The sequence below is a fragment of the uncultured Campylobacter sp. genome, assembly GCF_937921625.1.
GTDB lineage: Bacteria > Campylobacterota > Campylobacteria > Campylobacterales > Campylobacteraceae > Campylobacter_B.
Map to the genome: position 1 here is coordinate 111378 of NZ_CAKZTI010000036.1, position 17200 is coordinate 128577.

Annotated in this window: 16 protein-coding genes and 4 pseudogenes; 16 read left to right on the forward strand and 4 right to left on the reverse strand. The window is 45.5% G+C overall.

Features of this window, described 5'->3' with window-relative positions:
* Positions 1-34 precede the first annotated feature (34 nt).
* The 7 genes and pseudogenes from Q0101_RS05995 to Q0101_RS06020 all read left to right on the forward strand — a co-directional run bounded on the left by Q0101_RS05995 (position 35) and on the right by Q0101_RS06020 (position 5804).
* A complete protein-coding gene (locus Q0101_RS05995) occupies positions 35-508 on the forward strand; it encodes a prepilin-type N-terminal cleavage/methylation domain-containing protein (protein ID WP_297943269.1) in 474 nt (157 codons plus the stop codon).
* A 4-nt stretch (positions 509-512) separates the two neighbouring features.
* A pseudogene (locus Q0101_RS10710) lies at positions 513-764 on the forward strand (primosomal protein N'); the annotation flags it as partial.
* A 702-nt stretch (positions 765-1466) separates the two neighbouring features.
* Positions 1467-2807, forward strand: a pseudogene (priA, locus tag Q0101_RS10715) (primosomal protein N'); the annotation flags it as partial.
* Positions 2808-3450: 643 nt separating this feature from the next.
* The gene (locus Q0101_RS06005) at positions 3451-3999 is read left to right on the forward strand and encodes a hypothetical protein (protein ID WP_297943271.1); all 549 of its coding nucleotides are present in this window, start codon (positions 3451-3453) and stop codon (positions 3997-3999) included.
* A 185-nt stretch (positions 4000-4184) separates the two neighbouring features.
* A complete protein-coding gene (locus Q0101_RS06010; RefSeq protein ID WP_297943272.1) occupies positions 4185-4985 on the forward strand; it encodes a hypothetical protein in 801 nt (266 codons plus the stop codon).
* Positions 4986-4993: 8 nt separating this feature from the next.
* Positions 4994-5545 carry a hypothetical protein gene (locus Q0101_RS06015; RefSeq protein WP_297943273.1) on the forward strand — a complete coding sequence of 184 codons (552 nt, stop codon included), beginning with the start codon at positions 4994-4996 and terminating at the stop codon, positions 5543-5545.
* Positions 5514-5804, forward strand: coding sequence for a hypothetical protein (locus Q0101_RS06020; RefSeq protein ID WP_297943275.1), 291 nt, complete (start codon positions 5514-5516; stop codon positions 5802-5804). Before Q0101_RS06015 ends, Q0101_RS06020 begins: the two co-directional genes overlap by 32 nt.
* Positions 5805-6018: 214 nt before the next feature.
* Here Q0101_RS06020 and ybeY read toward each other — a convergent pair whose 3' ends face one another.
* On the reverse strand, positions 6019-6669 hold the full coding sequence (gene ybeY / locus Q0101_RS06025; protein ID WP_297943276.1) for an rRNA maturation RNase YbeY: 651 nt from the start codon (positions 6667-6669) through the stop codon (positions 6019-6021).
* A 54-nt stretch (positions 6670-6723) separates the two neighbouring features.
* Here ybeY and Q0101_RS06030 point away from each other — a divergent pair.
* From Q0101_RS06030 to Q0101_RS06055, 6 genes and pseudogenes are all read left to right on the forward strand, one after another.
* Positions 6724-6990 (forward strand): annotated as a pseudogene (locus tag Q0101_RS06030) (7-cyano-7-deazaguanine synthase); the annotation flags it as partial.
* 441 nt (positions 6991-7431) lie between these two features.
* Positions 7432-7884 (forward strand): annotated as a pseudogene (locus tag Q0101_RS06035) (7-cyano-7-deazaguanine synthase); the annotation flags it as partial.
* A gap of 323 nt (positions 7885-8207) precedes the next feature.
* A complete protein-coding gene (locus Q0101_RS06040) occupies positions 8208-8654 on the forward strand; it encodes a hypothetical protein (RefSeq protein ID WP_297943277.1) in 447 nt (148 codons plus the stop codon).
* 124 nt (positions 8655-8778) lie between these two features.
* Complete coding sequence (locus Q0101_RS06045; protein ID WP_297943278.1) at positions 8779-9138, forward strand: hypothetical protein; 360 nt, start codon at positions 8779-8781, stop codon at positions 9136-9138.
* Between the two features lie 68 nt (positions 9139-9206).
* Positions 9207-9359: a hypothetical protein gene (locus Q0101_RS06050; protein ID WP_297943279.1), complete on the forward strand. Its 153-nt coding sequence runs from the start codon at positions 9207-9209 to the stop codon at positions 9357-9359.
* A gap of 16 nt (positions 9360-9375) precedes the next feature.
* Entirely contained in the window at positions 9376-9858 is a 483-nt protein-coding gene (locus tag Q0101_RS06055; RefSeq protein WP_297943280.1) for a hypothetical protein, read from the forward strand.
* 157 nt (positions 9859-10015) lie between these two features.
* Here Q0101_RS06055 and tsaD read toward each other — a convergent pair whose 3' ends face one another.
* From tsaD to Q0101_RS06070, 3 genes are all read right to left on the reverse strand, one after another.
* Entirely contained in the window at positions 10016-11023 is a 1008-nt protein-coding gene (gene tsaD, locus Q0101_RS06060) for a tRNA (adenosine(37)-N6)-threonylcarbamoyltransferase complex transferase subunit TsaD (RefSeq protein ID WP_297943281.1), read from the reverse strand.
* Between the two features lie 300 nt (positions 11024-11323).
* Positions 11324-12718 (reverse strand): cell envelope integrity protein CreD, encoded by a 1395-nt coding sequence (gene creD / locus Q0101_RS06065; protein WP_297943282.1) that lies wholly within the window; start codon positions 12716-12718, stop codon positions 11324-11326.
* A 362-nt stretch (positions 12719-13080) separates the two neighbouring features.
* Positions 13081-15150, reverse strand: coding sequence for a TonB-dependent receptor (locus Q0101_RS06070; RefSeq protein WP_297943283.1), 2070 nt, complete (start codon positions 15148-15150; stop codon positions 13081-13083).
* Between the two features lie 285 nt (positions 15151-15435).
* Between Q0101_RS06070 and exbB the strand changes: the two genes are divergently transcribed.
* The 3 genes from exbB to Q0101_RS06085 are packed head-to-tail and all read left to right on the forward strand — an operon-like array spanning position 15436 to position 17078.
* Complete coding sequence (gene exbB / locus Q0101_RS06075; protein WP_040304198.1) at positions 15436-15855, forward strand: TonB-system energizer ExbB; 420 nt, start codon at positions 15436-15438, stop codon at positions 15853-15855.
* Positions 15856-16239 carry a TonB system transport protein ExbD gene (gene exbD / locus Q0101_RS06080; protein ID WP_295151962.1) on the forward strand — a complete coding sequence of 128 codons (384 nt, stop codon included), beginning with the start codon at positions 15856-15858 and terminating at the stop codon, positions 16237-16239. It begins immediately after the preceding gene.
* Positions 16236-17078 (forward strand): energy transducer TonB, encoded by an 843-nt coding sequence (locus Q0101_RS06085; RefSeq protein WP_297943284.1) that lies wholly within the window; start codon positions 16236-16238, stop codon positions 17076-17078. The genes exbD and Q0101_RS06085 overlap by 4 nt, the downstream gene beginning before the upstream one ends.
* Positions 17079-17200: the final 122 nt, after the last annotated feature.

Here is a 17200-nt window from a genome sequence, read left to right on the forward strand (position 1 = left end):
TATAATCATCTCACTTTAAATCAAAGGATTTAACATGAAAAATTTAAAAGCTTTTACGATGATCGAGCTTGTTTTCGTCATCGTCGTTTTAGGTATTTTGGCGGGCATCGCAGTGCCTAGATTAGCCGCTACGCGCGACGATGCTACGATCGCTAAGATGCGTGGAGATATCGCCGCCATTAGAAGCGGACTTTCGCTGGTTAGAAGCGAGAATATGATGAGGGGCGTGACCACATGGCCTGCTTTGGAGGGCTCGGACAACGCCACTCTTTTTGACGGCGTTTTGCAGCAACCTATCTATCCTATGAGAGATGGCGGTAGGAACGGCTGGGCTTTGGTTACGAACGGCAATGCTAACGCAACGTCTACATATAGGGCTAGCGTAGCGGGCAAGAGTACTACTTTTGATTACTATCCGACATCGGCTTTGGCTACGGCAGCGGGTAGAAACGTAGGTTCATTCGACTGCGATCACAAAGACGAGCTTTGCCAATCCTTAGCTCAATAGCTAAATGCTCTATTATGAAGTTGCGGTTTTGGGCGCCAGCCTAAAGCCGCTTACTTATAGTTTAAATTTTAAAATCCCAGCTTATCAAATCGTATCCGTTCCCATAAAATCAAGTATCAAATCCGCCGTAATTCTGCGCGAGGTTGCAAAGCCGAGCTTCAAAACTAAGAAAATTTTAGAGATTTCGCAGCTTAAATTTACGCAGTTTCAAATTATACTAGCAAATTTTATAGCGCATTATTATGTTTGCGAAAAGGGCGTTGCATTCGGGATCTTTGAGCCTTCAAGTGAGACGACGCAGAATTTGCGGAATTCGCAGGAGGATCCTACGACCGAGCGGAATTGCGCTTGCGAGCAAATTCCCGTTAGTGAGTTGGTCTCCGCTTGCAAACAAGCTTCTACCCGCGAACAAAATTTTATTTTCGAGCAGGATTCCATCACCACACAAAATTCTACGCTCGATGGGAATTTTAATGCCACACACAATTCCGCCTCAATTCAAAATTCTGAATTGAGGAGGAATTCTACTACCGCAGAAAATTCTGTTACCGTCATAAATTCCGTCATCGCGCCAAATTCCATGCAAAAGCAAAATTTAAAGCGGGCGCCAAATTCTATCTCGCAAAATTTGGCGTCAAATTCCGCCCCTGCGCAGAATTCTATCCAAGAGCAGGGCTTTGTCAATGAACTAAATTCCGCCTCAATTCAAAATTTCGCATTGATTCAAAATTCTGCCGCCATGAAGACCGCCATAAATTTTGTTACCGCGCCGAGTTCGGCACACAAACAAAATTTCGCTATCGCGCAAAATTCGATCCAAGAGCGGGATTTTACCGAGAGAGAGAATTCCATTTCGATTCAAAATCCTACTTCAGCGCAAAATTCCATCTCAATTCAAAATTCCGACGCCGCGGCGCAAAGCCCCGCCCCGCCGTCGCTATCTCCGCTTCAAATAGGTAAAATTCCAAACCTCACCCCCGCGCAGGAGCAAGCGCGTAAATTTGCCGAAGCCAACGAGACGTCGCTGATTTTCGGCGATACGGGCAGCGGCAAGAGCGAAATTTATATCGCGCTGATCGCGCAGGCGCTCGCTGCGGGCAAGCAGGCGCTGTTTTTGATGCCCGAGATTTCGCTCACGCCGCAGATGACGAAGCGGCTACAGAGCTATTTCGGCGAGCGGCTCGGCGTCTGGCACTCCAAAATTTCGCCCAAAAAAAAGCGCGAAATTTTAGAAAAATTTAACGCAGGCGAGATTCGGCTCATCGCGGGCGCTCGCTCGGCGCTATTTTTGCCCTTTAGCGATCTAGGCCTCATCGTCGTGGATGAGGAGCACGACGACAGCTATAAATCGGCCGCCGCGCCGCGCCTAAATGCCCGCGACGCCGCGATTTTCGTCGGCAAAAAGCTTGGCATCCGCGTGGTTTTGGGCTCCGCGACGCCCGCGCTTAGCACCTACGCGAAGCAGCCGCATTTCCGCCTGCGCGGCACCTATTTTAGCAGCGCTAAGCGCTTCATTTTCGATGAGAGCGAGACGGGGCTGAGCCCTAAAATTTTAACCGAGATCGGGCGCAGCCTCGAAGCGGGCAAGCAAGCGGTCGTGTTTTTGCCGACGCGCGCGAACTACAAATATATGGTTTGCGAAAACTGCGGGCAGATCGTGCGCTGCCCGTTTTGCGCCGTCGGGATGAGCTACCACGCGGACGCTGCGGCGCTAAAGTGCCATTACTGCGGCTTTAGCACGTTTTACAGGGCGTCTTGCGAAAACTGTGGCGGCGAGGTGATGCAGGCGCGCAAGATCGGCACCGGCGAGCTTGCGGCACAGCTTGCGGCGCGTTTCCCAAGCGCCCGCATCGCAAAATTTGATCGCGACGAGATTACCACGCAGCGCAAGCTTGAGGCGCTGCTCAATAACTTCAACGCCCATAAAATCGACATTCTGGTGGGCACGCAGATGCTTAGTAAGGGGCACGATTACCATGGCGTCGATCTTGCGGTGATAATGGGGATCGACGAGCATCTGAGCTATCCCGATTTTAGGGCGCGTGAAAAGACGCTGGCGCTTGCGATGCAGGTGGCTGGCCGCGCGGGCCGCTCGGGGCAGGGCAGGGTCGTCATACAGACGCGCCAGAGCGGCTTTTTTAGGGATTATATCGAAAACTACGACGATTTTTTGCGCGACGAAGCGGAGTTTCGAGAAGGGTTCTATCCGCCGTATATGCGGCTTTTACGCGTGCTGATCTCGCATAAAAATGAAAAGGCGGCGAGCGAGATAATGAACGCCGCGCTTGAGCTTTTACGTCGTAAACAGTCGGGAAGTAACGCGTTTGCACCGCGTGACGGGCTGGATGCTAGGAGAGCAAATTTAAGCGCTTTAAATTTACAAAATTCTGTGCAGCAGAGCGGCAAACAAATATCAAATTTTAAATTTCAAAGCTCGGATCTGTGCGGGGACGATGCAAATTTAAACCGCCAAAACGCTTCAAATTTGAAAAATGCTGCGCAAATTTCAGCTTGTGACGCAGGCGCAGACAGCGTAAATTTAAAGCTTGAAAGAAACGGTGCCGCGCAAAATTTTATAAATTTAGCGGCCGAAAATACTGCCGAAAATTCTGCGCAGTATTTGAAAGAGAAGACGAGCGAGAGCTTTGAGATCATCGGCTACGGCAAGGCGGGTATCGCCTATATCGCGTCGAAATTTCGCTTTGAAATTCTGCTGCGCGCTAGCTCGCACGTGCCGCTGATCAACGCCGCGCGCGCGCTTGAGCATCTGCCCGTCGAGATCGATATGGACCCTGTAAGCTTCGGCTAAGCGCGATTTATAAAATTTTATCGACATAAGCCTTGCCCGCAAAATTTTGCGCAACGGGGCGATGAATTTATGCTAGAAAATAGATTTTGGCGGCGGTAGGTCTTGCCGTCTTATAATTTAAAAAGGCAACGATTTGAAAAAACTACTTAGAAATTTTATGATTTTTGTAGGGTTTATCTTTATGTTATACACCTCCTATTTTCTATATTTTTATTCTAAAAGAGCCGAGTATGCGGCTATTTTATTGCAAAAGGCGCTTAGGTATGAAGAGGAATTTTTTACTGAGAAAACACAAAATTTAGACCCGTCTGAGCAGATTGAGCTACGGCATGAGTTTGAAAAAGAGAAATTAAAGCTAGAAAAATATTGCAGCGATGCCATAATAAACGGCGATAATGATCATTGCAAAGTTTATTACAACCTCGATTTCGACTATATTCATTTTTACGACGGGCGAAATCAAGATATCGCGCTGGGCTACGACTTTGATAACGAAAGCATCGAGTTTTATAAAAAGCTATCAGATCACTATGATTACAAAGGCAAAAAATGCAGATCGCGCAGGGTATACAGCGAACACCATGCGACATTTGCGATTGATAATTTTGAGTATGCGACGTTTTGGTTGGGAGATCATGGCGAATTTACCCTAAAAGATCCATATATTCATGAATGTGAATAAAATTGATCGGTAATTTAAACATCGAAAGCCTGCCGTATAGATCGGCGGTATATGCATAAATTCATATTTGTGCGGATATGATAATGTATTTTATACTTTGATTAAGTAATTATGTTGTATAAGCTTATAAAACCGATAACAAAAAACGCTTTTAAGATTCCAAAAGCCCATTTAAGGAGCAAGGGATGCAAATTCGTGCTTTTATTTTAGCGATCTTGTTTGCCGTATCGTTCGCAAAAGCGAACGATATAAAGCATCCATCGATGCCATGGCAACTGGAACCTATTTTATGGAAAATTCAAGATAAAAAAGTTGTAAGAAAAGCCCTCCACGAACCTATGATCCGGGGTGCAACTACCTTTAATGGCAAGAGTTTTTATTTTTTTACGATAGAAGATAATGCAACGCTCAAAAAAGAATACGAAGAGCATTTATCAAAAGAAAGAGACTTCTGCAACGACTTTTACGATGATCTGTTCGAATGGAAAAATATAAGCGTAATCAAGCCTCTGGTTTTTGATACGACGGATTACAACAACCCAGTTTTAAAGAAAAATATGGGCGATTGCTGGTATATGGATATGAATAAAACGATTAAAGACGGCTTTAGCGGGCGCGGATTTACATTGTATAAATTTGATAATAAGCTTTTGTATATTATGATTTATAAAACCACTCCTTATATATATCAGACGGATGATTTCGCAAATCTTGCTTACATTTTAGATCCCAAAGAGTGTAGTAAAATCACAAAAGATCCTCGTAGCAGGGTAAATTTGGAGATTCCAGGCAATATCATATATAAACCGCGTCTGTTTTATGCCGAACCGATACGTTATAAAGATATAGACTATCTACTTTTCATAGATTTCGACAATACGCACAGCGGTCAATTACTAAACGTCGCAATCAGGAAATTTAAAGACGGTATTTTGCAAATGCCTGTTTGTAGCAATTCATACTTAAATACGAAGCTTTATCGATAGGAGCGGATATGTGGGTTCATATTTTCATCTTAATGATCGCATTCGTACTATTTGCGAATGCAAACGATGTAAGCGATACGGAAATTCCTTTTGATTTAAAAATAGCTTTATGGAAAGCTAATGATAGGAAAGTAGTAAGAAGCAATCCTTCCGGTATGGTAGAAGGAGAAACCACTTTCAACGGAAAAACCGTTAGCTTTTGGCAAATAGATAGAAATACAACGCTCAAAAAAGAATATGAAGAGCATTTATCAAAAGAAAGAGACTTCTGCAACGACTTTTACGATGATCTGTTCGAATGGAAAAATATAAGCGTAATCAAGCCTCTGGTTTTTGATACGACGGATTACAATGACCCCGTTTTAAAGAAAAATATGGGCGATTGCTGGTATATGGATATGAATACAACGATTAGAGACGGCTTTACGGGGAGAGGATTTACGTTATATAAATTTGATAATAAGCTTTTGTATATTATGACGTATAGAGAAGATTTTCGGCAATACGAGATGTCTTTTGCAAATTTTTATGTATATTCTAGATCCGCAAGAGTGCAGTAAAATTATAAAAGACCCCTCATACGATTCATATTATAGCAGGATAGATTTTGAGGATTATCGAAACAAGATCGCAGGAGATACTCTGATTTATTTCGGACCGATAAAATATAAGAGCGAAGATTATCTACTTTTTATCGATTCCGTAAATTTAATAAACGGTCTTAAAGCGGTTTTTATTAAAATTAGCAAATTTAAAGACAAAGTTTCGCAAACATCCGTTTGTAGAAATTTGTATTTAAATACGAAAATTTACCATTAACGAGTAAAACATGCAATGCATTCAGTTGCCGTTGATAACTTTAAGTATGTAAAATTTTGGTTGGGAAATTGCGGCGAATTTACCCTAAAAGATCCTTTTATCGCTACGGTTTTGGGCCGCTTATTTTTGCTTCCATATCTGCGTTTTTAAAATTTTGTTTGGATTTTACGCCGCTGCACATATCCTTTGCTCGCCCTTTTTCGATATACAGCGCCTACTCCTCGCTTCCCTCCGTTCGCACGATCAAGCTTTTTGGAAGGCGAAATTTCTCGATTATCTCGCACTCCTTGGCGCGCATCTGCCCGTTGTCGCTCTCGTGATCAAAGCCTAACACATGCAGCAAGCCGTGCGTAAAAAGCAGCGCCGTCTCGTCATCCCTGCCGTGCCCCAGCTGCGCGGCTTTCAGCTCTACGAGGTCTAAATTTATCACAACCGAGCCGAGCAGCACGGGAGCGAAATTTCCGCCGTTAAAATTCCAATTTTTTAAATTTTTATCGTTAGAATTTTCGCTCTCGGAATTTTTGGTATTAAAATTTTCGCTGGCGGAATTCGCAGCATTAGAATTTTCGCTCGCAAAATTCGCGGCGCCTGTATTTTCACTAGCGGAATTCGCAGCGTTTAGAATTTTGGCGCCGCTGTTTTCATGCGCGGAATTCTCCTCGCTCAAATCCTCGCCGAAGCCCGCAAACGCTGCAGGATCGAGTGGAAAGCTCAGCACGTCGGTCGTCTTATCGATGCCGCGCGTTTGCGCGTTTAGCTGCCGCATCTCCTCGCCGCGCACGAAAATTAGCTCGACGCTCCCTCCGCCCAGCTCCGCCGCGATAGCGTCCAAAATTTCGGGATAGGGCTGTTCGCAAAGTATCATTTTTACCGCCTTTTTATAAAATTTTCGTATAATTTTAGCAAAAAAAGGACGAAAATGAGAGCTTTATGCGTGATCAGCGGCGGCATGGACAGCGCGACCTGCGCCTATATTGCGAGGCGCGAAGGTTACGAGATCGTGGCGCTGCACTTTGACTACGATCAGCGCACGATGGGCAAGGAGCGTGAGTGCTTCGGTAAAATTTGCGACGATTTGGGGGTCGCAAAAAGGCTGATTTTAGACGCTCGCTTCATCGCGCAGATCGGCGGTAGCGCCCTTACGGACGGCACTTTGCCGATCAGGAAGGGCGCGGCGGAGCTTTGTGGCGCGGCAAATTTTACCGGCGCCGAGATTGACAGTGCGGCAAATTCCAAGAGCGCTCGCCTAGACGGGCAAAATTCTATCGCGGCAAATTCTATTAATGCCGAGACTGGCGGGCAAAATTTTGCTGCGTCAAATTTCTCGACGAGCTCCGCGGATGCTACGCTCGGTGCAGATTCGGCGCGGAGCAGCTGTACGCAGAGCGGTGAAATTTTAATGCAAGACGCTGAAATTTTACTAGAGGGCGATGAGCTTTCGCTGCAAGACATTAAAATTTTAGCCTGCGACGATAAAATTTTATCGCAGGGCAGCGAAATTCTGGTTCAAGAAGGTGAAATTTCACTTCAAAGCGGAGCCGAGCCGCAGCAGGGCGATAAAATTCCACTTAAGCACGCAGAGGGTGAAATTTTACCTCAAAGCCAAAACAATCAAATTTCATCGCCAAGCCGAAGCGATAAAATTCCGCTGCCAGGCGGCGAGAGCGCGTTTTCAGATCTGCCGAGCACCTACGTGCCGTTTCGCAACGGCGTGTTTTTGAGCATCGCCGCCGCGCTCGCCGAGAAGGAGCGCTGCGACGCGATCTTCATCGGCGTGGTGCAGGAGGACAGCAGCGGCTATCCCGACTGCAGCGCGGAGTTCATCGGCGCATTTGAGCGAGCGCTCGATCTGGGCACGAGCCGCGACTTTCATCCGCGCATCAAAACCCCGCTCGTGCACCTTAGCAAGGCGCAGATCGTCTCGCTGGCGCTTGAAATCGGCGTGCCGTTAGAGCTTACGTGGAGCTGCTACGAGCGCGAGGATGCTGCGTGCGGGCTTTGCGACAGCTGCCTACTGCGGCTTAAAGGCTTTGCTGGCGCCGGCGCGAAGGATAAAATCCCCTATGCGATAGAAGTTTAGGTACGCCGCGGCGAAATTTAATCGCGCCGCGGCAAAATTTACCGAGCCCGCGTAGCGTGTAATCCGCGTAGCGTTTAAATTTGAAATACTGCATGGTTTGCGGCAGGATTTAAACGCGCTGCGGCCTGCACTTTGGCGCGCGCCGAGCTGTGGCTGTAAATTTAAACTGCGCTTCGGAATTTGAAAAATTTTAATGCGAGCGTTGCATGCGGTTTGAGGCGAAAATCAATTATAAATTTAACCCTACGATATATTTATTAGCGCATAGGCGGATATAAACATATCGTAGTATAATCCGAGAATTAAATTTTAAGGAGGAGAGAATGGCGTTTGAAAATGCTATCATCACTAAAAAGGATGATGAAAAGTACGGGTTGAGTAAAATTTTTTATCAATATAGTCCGTATTATGAAGAACTACCTAGAAATTTTGTTGTTGATAGACAAAAAGATATTTGGTTTCTTTTAATTAAAAGACTACCAAATGAAGGGTATGATTATGGTTATGGGAGCAAAAAGCTATGGAGGCTTTATATTCAAGGAAATAATTTAGATATTCTTTTGGACTACGAATATGATCAAGAAGTGGATGGACGCAAATTTCAAAGGGTGTGGAAAATTATCGAGGTGAATGTTATAAATTCTATTATTCCAGATAATGAAGTTATTAAAATATTGAGAGATATTTTGATTGATTTTAAATTTAGACCAGGCTGGGAGGGTAAGGATGATTTTAGTGTAGCATTAATAGATGTAAGAAAGGAAAAATAAAGTGGCGTTTGTAGCAGAATATATTTCGAAAGAGGACTTAAAGAAATATGATATTATAAATCGTGTAGATCAGTGCTTGGCAAAATATCATTATGATTCACAGGAGCCCAATGAAATAAAGTGGTTGAACTGGGTCATCGACAGGCAAAGAGATATTTGGCTTATCTTTGTTTGTAGCCCACATCTACCGGATCCAAGAGACGGATATACTGGAGAGGAGATTTGGCTGCTTTATTATAAAGGTAGAGAAATCGAGCTTGATATAAGGCGAATTTATGATGAGACAACGAGTAAATATTTCACGGAAAATCCATTTAAGGTCAAATATAAATTCCAAAGCGTAAATTCTGACATTGGAGATATTTCGATAGACGAGCTTTATAAAATTTTAAATGAAGCCTTATCCGAGTATGGTAGTGGCGGTATTGAAAATAGGGAATATGTTCCAAAAGAACACGAAGTCGTAACTTTTCTGCACGATTAAGAAAGTGCAAAAAATGACAAGCCAACAAAGCTGATCAAATTTTAGCAGATATTGCAAATGGTAAAGATATGCGCACCAGTAGCGGCGCCAAGGTAACCGCTGAAAATTTTGAGAAATTTTTTCTAAACGATATGGTTGGGAGACTAGGCATTAAAAGCGAAGGCGATATCTACGAGCATATAAGCGAATATAAATATGTCGTAGATATAATTAAATATTAAATTTAAGGAGTAGAAAGTGGCGTTCGTTGCGGAATATATTTCGAAAGAGGATATTGAGAAATATGGCGTTATTGACATAGTAAATAGCTCCAGGGCAAATTTTGGTGAACTTCCATTGGGCGATCAACGTATAGAGCAGCTTGATTGGGTCATCGATAGGCAGAGGGATATTTGGTTTATCTTTGTGTGTGATCCGCACCTACCGGATCCGCGAGATGGATTTACGGGTGAGGAGATTTATATTTTATGTTATAAGGGCAATGTTATTGAGCTTGATATAAGGCGAATTTATGACGAAACCACAAGTAAAATGCTAATCGATAATCCGTTTTTTATAAAATATAAGCTGGAAAATATAAATTCTAGCACTTATGGAATTTCGTTAGATGAGCTCTATAAGGTGCTTAATGAAGCTTTGATAGAATATGGAGAAAGTGGTATACACGGTAGAAAGTTCTTGCCAAAAGAACACGAAGTCGTAACTTTTCTGCATGATTAAGAAAGGATAAAAACGATAAACTAACAAAGTCGATCAAAATTTTAGCAGATATTGCAAACGGCAAGGACATGCGCAGCGGCACCGATGGCGGTGCGAGTACAAAAAATTTAGCAAAACGCGGCGCGAGCCTGAAACGCGATATGTAAATTTTAAAATTTTACTCAAATGCCGAGCGTAGATTTAGATGCGGGATGATCTCAAGCTCTGTGGGTGCGACAAAATCCTTTTTACGCAGCTTTTCTATCGCCGCGCGCGCGATCATAGCGGCGTTGTCGGAGCAAAATTTCATCGGCGCGAAAAGTATCTCGCAGCCCGCCCGCTCGCACAAATCAGTCAAAAGCCCGCGCAGATGTAGGTTCGCGCTCGCTCCGCCCACGACGCCGAAGCGCGCAAAGCGCCGCAGCTCAAAGATCCGCTGCAATTTATCCAGTATGTGCGCGCACGCCGCGTCCTCAAAGCAGCGCGCCAGATCGCGCATCGCCCGCTCATCTAGCTCGTCCGCCTCTTTTAGCTTCTCTATTTGCACGCGCACGGCGTTTTTAAGCCCAGAAAAGCTATACTCCAGCCGCCTGTCGCCCTTTAGCGGCACGGGCAGCTCAAACTTCGGCTCGCCGCCTTTTGCAAGCTCCTCGATGAGTGCGCCGCCCGGGTAGCCGAGGCCTAGCATCTTTGCGACCTTATCGAAGCTCTCGCCGAAGCTGTCGTCGCCCGTGGTCGCTAAAATTTCGATACCCCCCGCAGCGTCGATATCCAAAACCATCGTATGTCCGCCGCTAACAAGCAAAACGCCCATCGGAAATCGCGCCTCGCTGCCTAAAAACAGCGAGTAAACGTGGCCTATGAGATGATTTACGCCGATGAGCGGCAGATTTAGCGCGAGCGCGAGCGCTTTTGCCATATTCACGCCGCCGATCAGGCTCACGCTAAGCCCCGGGGCATTGGTCGCTGCGACGGCGCTAAGCTCGCTAAAATAGGGCTTTGCGCGCTGTAAAATCCGCGGTAGCGCCTCCGTATGCAGCCTCGCGGCAAGCTCGGGCACGACGCCGCCGTATTTGGCGTGATCAGCCTCCTGACTTATTTTTTCGTAAAATTTCAGCTCGAAACTGCGCTCATCCATCACTGCGACCGAGCTGTCGTCGCAGCTGCTCTCAATAGCAAGTATCACACAAAATCCTTAAAATTTTTCGCTCATTATACTCAAAAATCGGCGCTATGGAATAGATGAAATTTTAAAATTTAAAGCGGCGCGATCTAAATTTTTGTCTTTGTCGCGACATACTCCCGCTCGCGGGGCTAAATTTTAAAATGTGCCGTTCGGCTCGGTCGCGGTTTGTATGCCGCGTCGGGTAAAATTTCAGATAGATGAAATTTTAGCAGTTTAAATTTAGCGAGCAAATTTAAAAAGGCCTTTGGATTTTAAAGCTCCAAAGGCCGTTGTGATTAAATTTAGCGGCAAATTTAAAGGCTAAATTTCGGGCTCTTGCTCTTGTTTTTTCTCGCCGCTTGGGATCGCCGTATCGTACCAATCAAGCTTGCGCGTAAAATACATCACTAGCGAAATCACCGCGAATATCATCAGGCTTCCCATTAATAGGGCGTAGTCCTCGGAATTTAAGATGACGTAGAGGATCGCGTAAGAAACGAGCTGAACGCAGGTGATGAAAATGCCCCAGCGCGCGCCTTTAAAAATCGCGCTCGCGTAGAAAAATACTATCGCGCTTACCGCGATCGCCGAGATGGCGTAGCTGATCGCAAAGCCGATGTGTTCGGAGAGCGAAAGCACCAGCAGGTAGAAAACAACGTCCTCAAGCCCGATGAGCAGATACTGGATCGGGTGGATGCGCTCGTGAGTATAAACCTCGCACAAAAAGATCGCCAAAAACGGCACCGCTAAGAATAACAGAGCGTAATCCGTGCAGCGCTTAATCAGCGAGTAGTTGTTCACGGGCTCGATGAAGCCGATGCTTACGGCGTCATTTCTATCGTCGTTGCTGCGCCAGTTCGTCATAGCGACGCGGACATCTTGATCTACAAGCCACGCAGGAGCAATGCCTGCGGCTAAGCCTGTAACTTCCCACGAAGCTTTAAAACCGCTAGCGCTTACCTCGCGCGATTTGGCGATAAAGCCGCCACCAAAGCTAGGCGATGCCCAAGTAGAGCTAATTTCAAAACGGCTATTTTGCGCGATCGGAGCTAGATGAAGTGCCTCGCCGCCTTGGATTTTAAGCGTGCCGCTGATGCTAAAATCAGACGACAGCGCGGAAGCGGGGAGCTTGTAGATTAGGCTTCGATCGAAAATTTTAGCCTCGGTGTTGCCGTGATATTGCTTAAGCTCCTTGCCGTTTAAGCTTAAAGCGGGGGAGGCGGTGAAGGATTTTTGATTGCCTACGCCGAGCACTAGCACGGCTTCGTCGAAATTTAGCCGCGCAGGATCGACGCCGAGCTCGGTATAGTTTATCGCCTCAAAGTCCGCTTTTAGCGCGAAGTCGCCGTTATATATCGGAACGCGAAAAATTCCGCGCTTTAAATAGGTGGGGTCGATCTCCGCCGCGAGGGAGTAATTTTTAGGTACGATGATGAAATTTTTCTCTACGCGCCTTTTTATGAGCTCGTTGTTACTTTTGTCTATCGCTTCGATTATCTCTGCGTAGGGCACTACAATCGCAAGACCCTGGATTTGCAGCTCGCCGCCCACCGGCGTGAGGATCGAATCCTGCGCGAGCTGCTTGGTTTCGGAGCGCGAGTAGGTGAGGTTATCGATAAAGCTTAGCGGAATTAGCAGCAGCAAAAGCAGCACTAAAACTATGAACGGTTTCGTCCAAAATGCGCCGCGAATGGCGTTTTTAGTATAATTTAACAAAGGCTCTCCTTTTAAGTAGAATTTAAAACAGAATTTTAACGATGAAGAGTAAACGGACGGCACTTGAAGCGGGAGGAATTTTATAAATTCTAAACGAGTTTCGGATGTGAAGTGCTGCGGATATCGCTTTGAATTTTGGGAATTTCGCCGCAAGCTAGAATTTCATTGCGAATGAGAATTTTGCTATTCGCAAGAATTTTACGAGAAAAATTTTTGTTAGTAGAATTTAAAAGCTTGAAATTCTAAGTCTAAGAATTTCAAATTTATAAAACCCTAGGAATTTTGAAATTCCAAGGGCTTTGAATTTTTAAAATTTCGCTGCTTTAGCGTGCAAAATTTCGTGCCGTCATATCGCGTAAGCTTTAAAATTTATACGCCACGCTTAGCTTGAAATTCCGTCCAGGCTCCCAGTCGATAGCGTTTGAATCACCGGTGAAATCGGCACTGCGCTGTGAGTGCGACGCGTAGGCTTTATCAAAGAGATTGTAAACGCCCGCGTTGATCTCAAGCCCTTTAAATCGCCCGCTATCCGGAGCGTAGGTCACATATAGATCGTGAACCGCATAGCTAGGCACCTTGGTTTTTTCGTCGCTATCTGCGGAGGCTACGTTTTTGGAGTCGAAAAAGAGCAAGTTATAGCCCAGCAGTAGATCCGCCGCAGAGATTGCGTACTCGGCATTGAAGGTGTATTTATCGCCATAGTCGCGGTAGCCGATGATGTTTGAGCTTAGATAGCCCGAGCCGCTGCGCACGCGGTCTTTATATTCTACGTGCTGGTGGGTGTAACCCGCAGCAAGGCTCAAATCATCTAATATTAATCTTGCGAAAAGCTCGACGCCGTCAATGTCCGCACCGCCTGCATTAGCCCTACATAAGGTATTTGCTGCGCCTCCCGGGCAGCCGATAACGCCGCTGCGAGCGTTGTTATCTACGATGAGATTTTTATATTCCGTTCTGAAATACTTCGCAGTTAGGCTTACTGAGGAGTTTTCTGCTAGATCGCTTTTGTAGCGACCGCCTATTTCGTAGGCGTTACCCGTAGTGGCCTTTAAATTTTCATTGGCCATCCAGCTTAGTGGTCTGCCGCGGCTAGTACCCGCAGCCATCATGCTCTCCATTACGTCAGGTCCTCTAAATACTCGCGCATAGCTCGCAAATGCCCCAAATCCTGCGCCGATCTCGTAATCAAGCGCCAAGGCGGGGCTTACTTCGTTGAATTTATATTTGTAGCTAGAGATATTAGCACCTCTGCCGTTGTAAGTCTTTAGCTCGTGCCTTTCGTAGCGCACGCCGGGAGTTACCGTAAGCCCGCCGTAGCGCATAGCATCCTCGATATAAAAGCTATAATTATCGACCTTCTCGGGGCGTAGATTACCGGGCTTAACGTAGTTTTCGGAGCGGTAGTAATCAAAGCCGTAGCGTAGCGTATGAGCCAGATCGCCCGTTTCAAATTTACTCTTAGCGCCGATTTTGCCGCCTTTGGTCTCGACGCCCCATTTTACGTTCGTTGAAGTCGATCCGATGCGTTGATGCTTGGTGTAATATCCCGTGATGTCGAGCTCTAGCAGGTCGCTTGGATTATACGTGTATTTGATCGTGTATGTATCGCGCTCGTATTTGCGGTTATCCAGCTGTCCGTTTAGCCATGAGCCGAATTCTGGGCGCAAAGGATACAAGCCTTTATACTGCATATGCTCGGTAGAGAGTGAAATTTTATGAAAATCCAAAAAGCTATAGCCCGCTTTTAATAAATAATTTATATCGTTGCCGTCGCCGCCCGTAGGCTTGCCGTTGCCCGATTCGCCGAAGCCGTATCCGTAGTGCTTAAACGCAGCAAGCATATCTAGGCTATCAAACGCCCTGCCGTAGAGTATCGCGCTTTGCGAATAGCCCTCGTTATTGCTCGTATAGCCCACTTTGAGCTTGGCGCCGATATCCTGACCGTCCTCAAGCATGTCAGAAGCGTCTACCGTCCTGAAGGCAACTGAGCCGCCCAAAGCGCCCGAGCCGTTCACGACCGAGCGCGCGCCTACATCGACCTCTACGGCTTTGATAAGATCAGGATCGATTAGTAAATCGGCGTTGTGATGAAAAGTATTGCCGTTTTGCTTCGCGCCGTCAATCGTGATATTTAGACCGCGATCGCTCACGCCGCACATATAAATTTTTTGATTCATGCCGTTAGTGCCACCCACATAAACGCCTGGGATGTCGCGAAATACGTCTTTGACGAGCGTAGCGTTGCGAGTATTGATTTTGACATCATCCACGATGCTAGGCGTGCTAGAATCGCTAGTAACTTCGATTACGCCCAGGCTTTGCGTATTTGAATCCTTGCTTTTGGATGCGTCCGTAGCGCTTGATTTCTCGTCTACTTGTGCGCTTAAGCAAAGAACTGCGCACAAGGACAAAGCCAGATGAAATTTTTTCATACGAAACTTCTAAATGATAATTAAGATTAAAAAACGGCAAATAATATAAAATTAATCCTTTATTTCATATTGATTATCAAAACATTTTAAAATCATTAGAATTTTATCTCCGAATGCTTTATTATCATTAAATAAAGCTAAATGATAAAATATAATTTAAATATCGATCATCAAAATTTTAGTAAAAATTAAATCTACTTTTGATAAAATCGCTCATTTTTTGGCAAGGCACTTTGCTGAATTTATAAAAATTTTTAAAATTTTTAAGGAGAGCTTATGGGCATTATGGAATTTTTGGCGCATTACGTGGATTACATTATCTTTGCGATCCTCGGATTTATGAGCTTTTTAGTCGTGTGGTTTACTATCGAAAGGCTGCTTTTTTATTCGAAGGTTAAGGCGAGCGATTACAAAAGCAAGGCGCTATATGAAGAGGCTCTGACAAAAAATTTAACGACGCTTTATATTGTTTATTCAAATGCTCCGTACATCGGTCTTTTAGGTACTGTTATTGGCATTATGATCACATTTTTTGATATGAGTACTGCAAGCGGTATCGATACCAAGGCTATCATGCAAGGTCTCTCGCTTGCCCTTAAAGCTACGGCTACCGGTCTAGTCGTCGCCGTACCTACGCTCATCATCTACAACGGCTTCGTCCGCAAGGTAGATGTGCTTCTAAACCGCTACGATGAGGTTAAATAAATGAGCATTCCTAGACGAGACGGGCTAAATATCGTCCCGTTCATCGACATTATGCTGGTGCTGTTAGCGATCGTGCTTAGTGTCTCGACTTTTATTGCGCAGGGGCATATTAAGGTAAATCTTCCATCTTCTTCAAGCTCGCAAAATCCGCAAGAGGATAAAAAAGTTACCATCAAAGTGGATAGCGAATCTAAAATTTATCTAGACGATGTCGCAATAAGCGAGGATGAGCTTGAGGAAAAAATTGCCGCGCTCGATAAAAACGATCTTGTCGTGTTGAAAAATGATAAAGACTCGAAATTTTCCTCTTTCATTTCGATCATGGATGTCCTAAAAAAGGCAGGCCATGAAAAATTTGCGATCGTGACCGAAAAAGAGCAATGAATAAAGATAGCGCAATAGGCTTCATTGTATCTTTGGTGCTGCATTGCATCATCGCTGTAGGTGTTTTTGTTCTTTTATCGTCGGCACCGAAGCCGCCTAGCATGCCCGATATGATAGCCTTTTCCATCGATAGCATAATGGATGAGGCCAAGCAGGGCGATATCTCCGATGAACCCAATATCCCGCCTCATTCCGATCAGTCCGAACCAGATCCTGAGCCCGAGCCCATTCCGCCGGAGCCCGAACCGGAACCAACTCCGCCTGAGCCAGAGCCAATACCGGAGCCCGAGCCGATTCCTGAACCGGAGCCTATACCAGAGCCTGTAGTCGAAAAACCAAAACCGGTCGAAAAGCCTAAGCCAAAGCCGGTAGAAAAACCAAAACCGATCGAAAAACCTAAGCCGAAAAAAGAGCATAAAGTTCAAAGCAGCGATAAGAATTTAACGGCAAAATTTGACCCGACAAAGCCTATTTCGCTGGGTAGCGGCGGGGGCGGCGGCTCCAGTAGTGCAGGTGGTGGTAGCGACGCTATAACAAGCCGCGGAGATCCTAGCAATAGCGATGTCGGCAAGAAAATTTTCGCCATCATTTCTCGCTACGCGCAGTCGCACTATCCAAAAAATGCGCAACGTATGCGTAAAATCGGCGTCGTAGGCGTGCACTTTACCTATACGGCAAGTGGCGATGTTAAGGGTCTTCGCGTTACGTCTTCCTCGAATGTCGATTCGCTTGATGAGGGCGCGTTAAGCGCGGTCGAGCGCACAAAAGGCAGCTTTCCAAAGGTCGAGAAAGATATGGAATTTAACTTTAGCATAAAATATACGCTAAATTTTAATTAGCCTTAAAGCTTCTACTAAAAACCCCTGTCTGGGCGGTGAAATTTTAAAATTTGCCGCCCTTACCGCTTTATCTTAGCTCGCAAAATTCCATTTCGGCGAAGTGAAATTTTAAAATTTACTGC

Excerpts from the sequence above, each read along its gene's own strand:
- Q0101_RS06015 (WP_297943273.1), top strand. The coding sequence starts at position 4,994 with ATGTGGGTTCATATTTTCATCTTAATGATCGCATTCGTACTATTTGCG.
- Q0101_RS06010 (WP_297943272.1), top strand. The coding sequence starts at position 4,185 with ATGCAAATTCGTGCTTTTATTTTAGCGATCTTGTTTGCCGTATCGTTC.
- Q0101_RS06050 (WP_297943279.1), top strand. The coding sequence starts at position 9,207 with ATGCGCACCAGTAGCGGCGCCAAGGTAACCGCTGAAAATTTTGAGAAA.
- Q0101_RS05995 (WP_297943269.1), top strand. The coding sequence starts at position 35 with ATGAAAAATTTAAAAGCTTTTACGATGATCGAGCTTGTTTTCGTCATC.
- Q0101_RS06020 (WP_297943275.1), top strand. The coding sequence starts at position 5,514 with ATGTATATTCTAGATCCGCAAGAGTGCAGTAAAATTATAAAAGACCCC.
- Q0101_RS06070 (WP_297943283.1), bottom strand. The coding sequence starts at position 15,150 with ATGAAAAAATTTCATCTGGCTTTGTCCTTGTGCGCAGTTCTTTGCTTA.
- Q0101_RS06085 (WP_297943284.1), top strand. The coding sequence starts at position 16,236 with ATGAATAAAGATAGCGCAATAGGCTTCATTGTATCTTTGGTGCTGCAT.
- exbB (WP_040304198.1), top strand. The coding sequence starts at position 15,436 with ATGGAATTTTTGGCGCATTACGTGGATTACATTATCTTTGCGATCCTC.
- Q0101_RS06040 (WP_297943277.1), top strand. The coding sequence starts at position 8,208 with ATGGCGTTTGAAAATGCTATCATCACTAAAAAGGATGATGAAAAGTAC.
- ybeY (WP_297943276.1), bottom strand. The coding sequence starts at position 6,669 with ATGATACTTTGCGAACAGCCCTATCCCGAAATTTTGGACGCTATCGCG.
- exbD (WP_295151962.1), top strand. The coding sequence starts at position 15,856 with ATGAGCATTCCTAGACGAGACGGGCTAAATATCGTCCCGTTCATCGAC.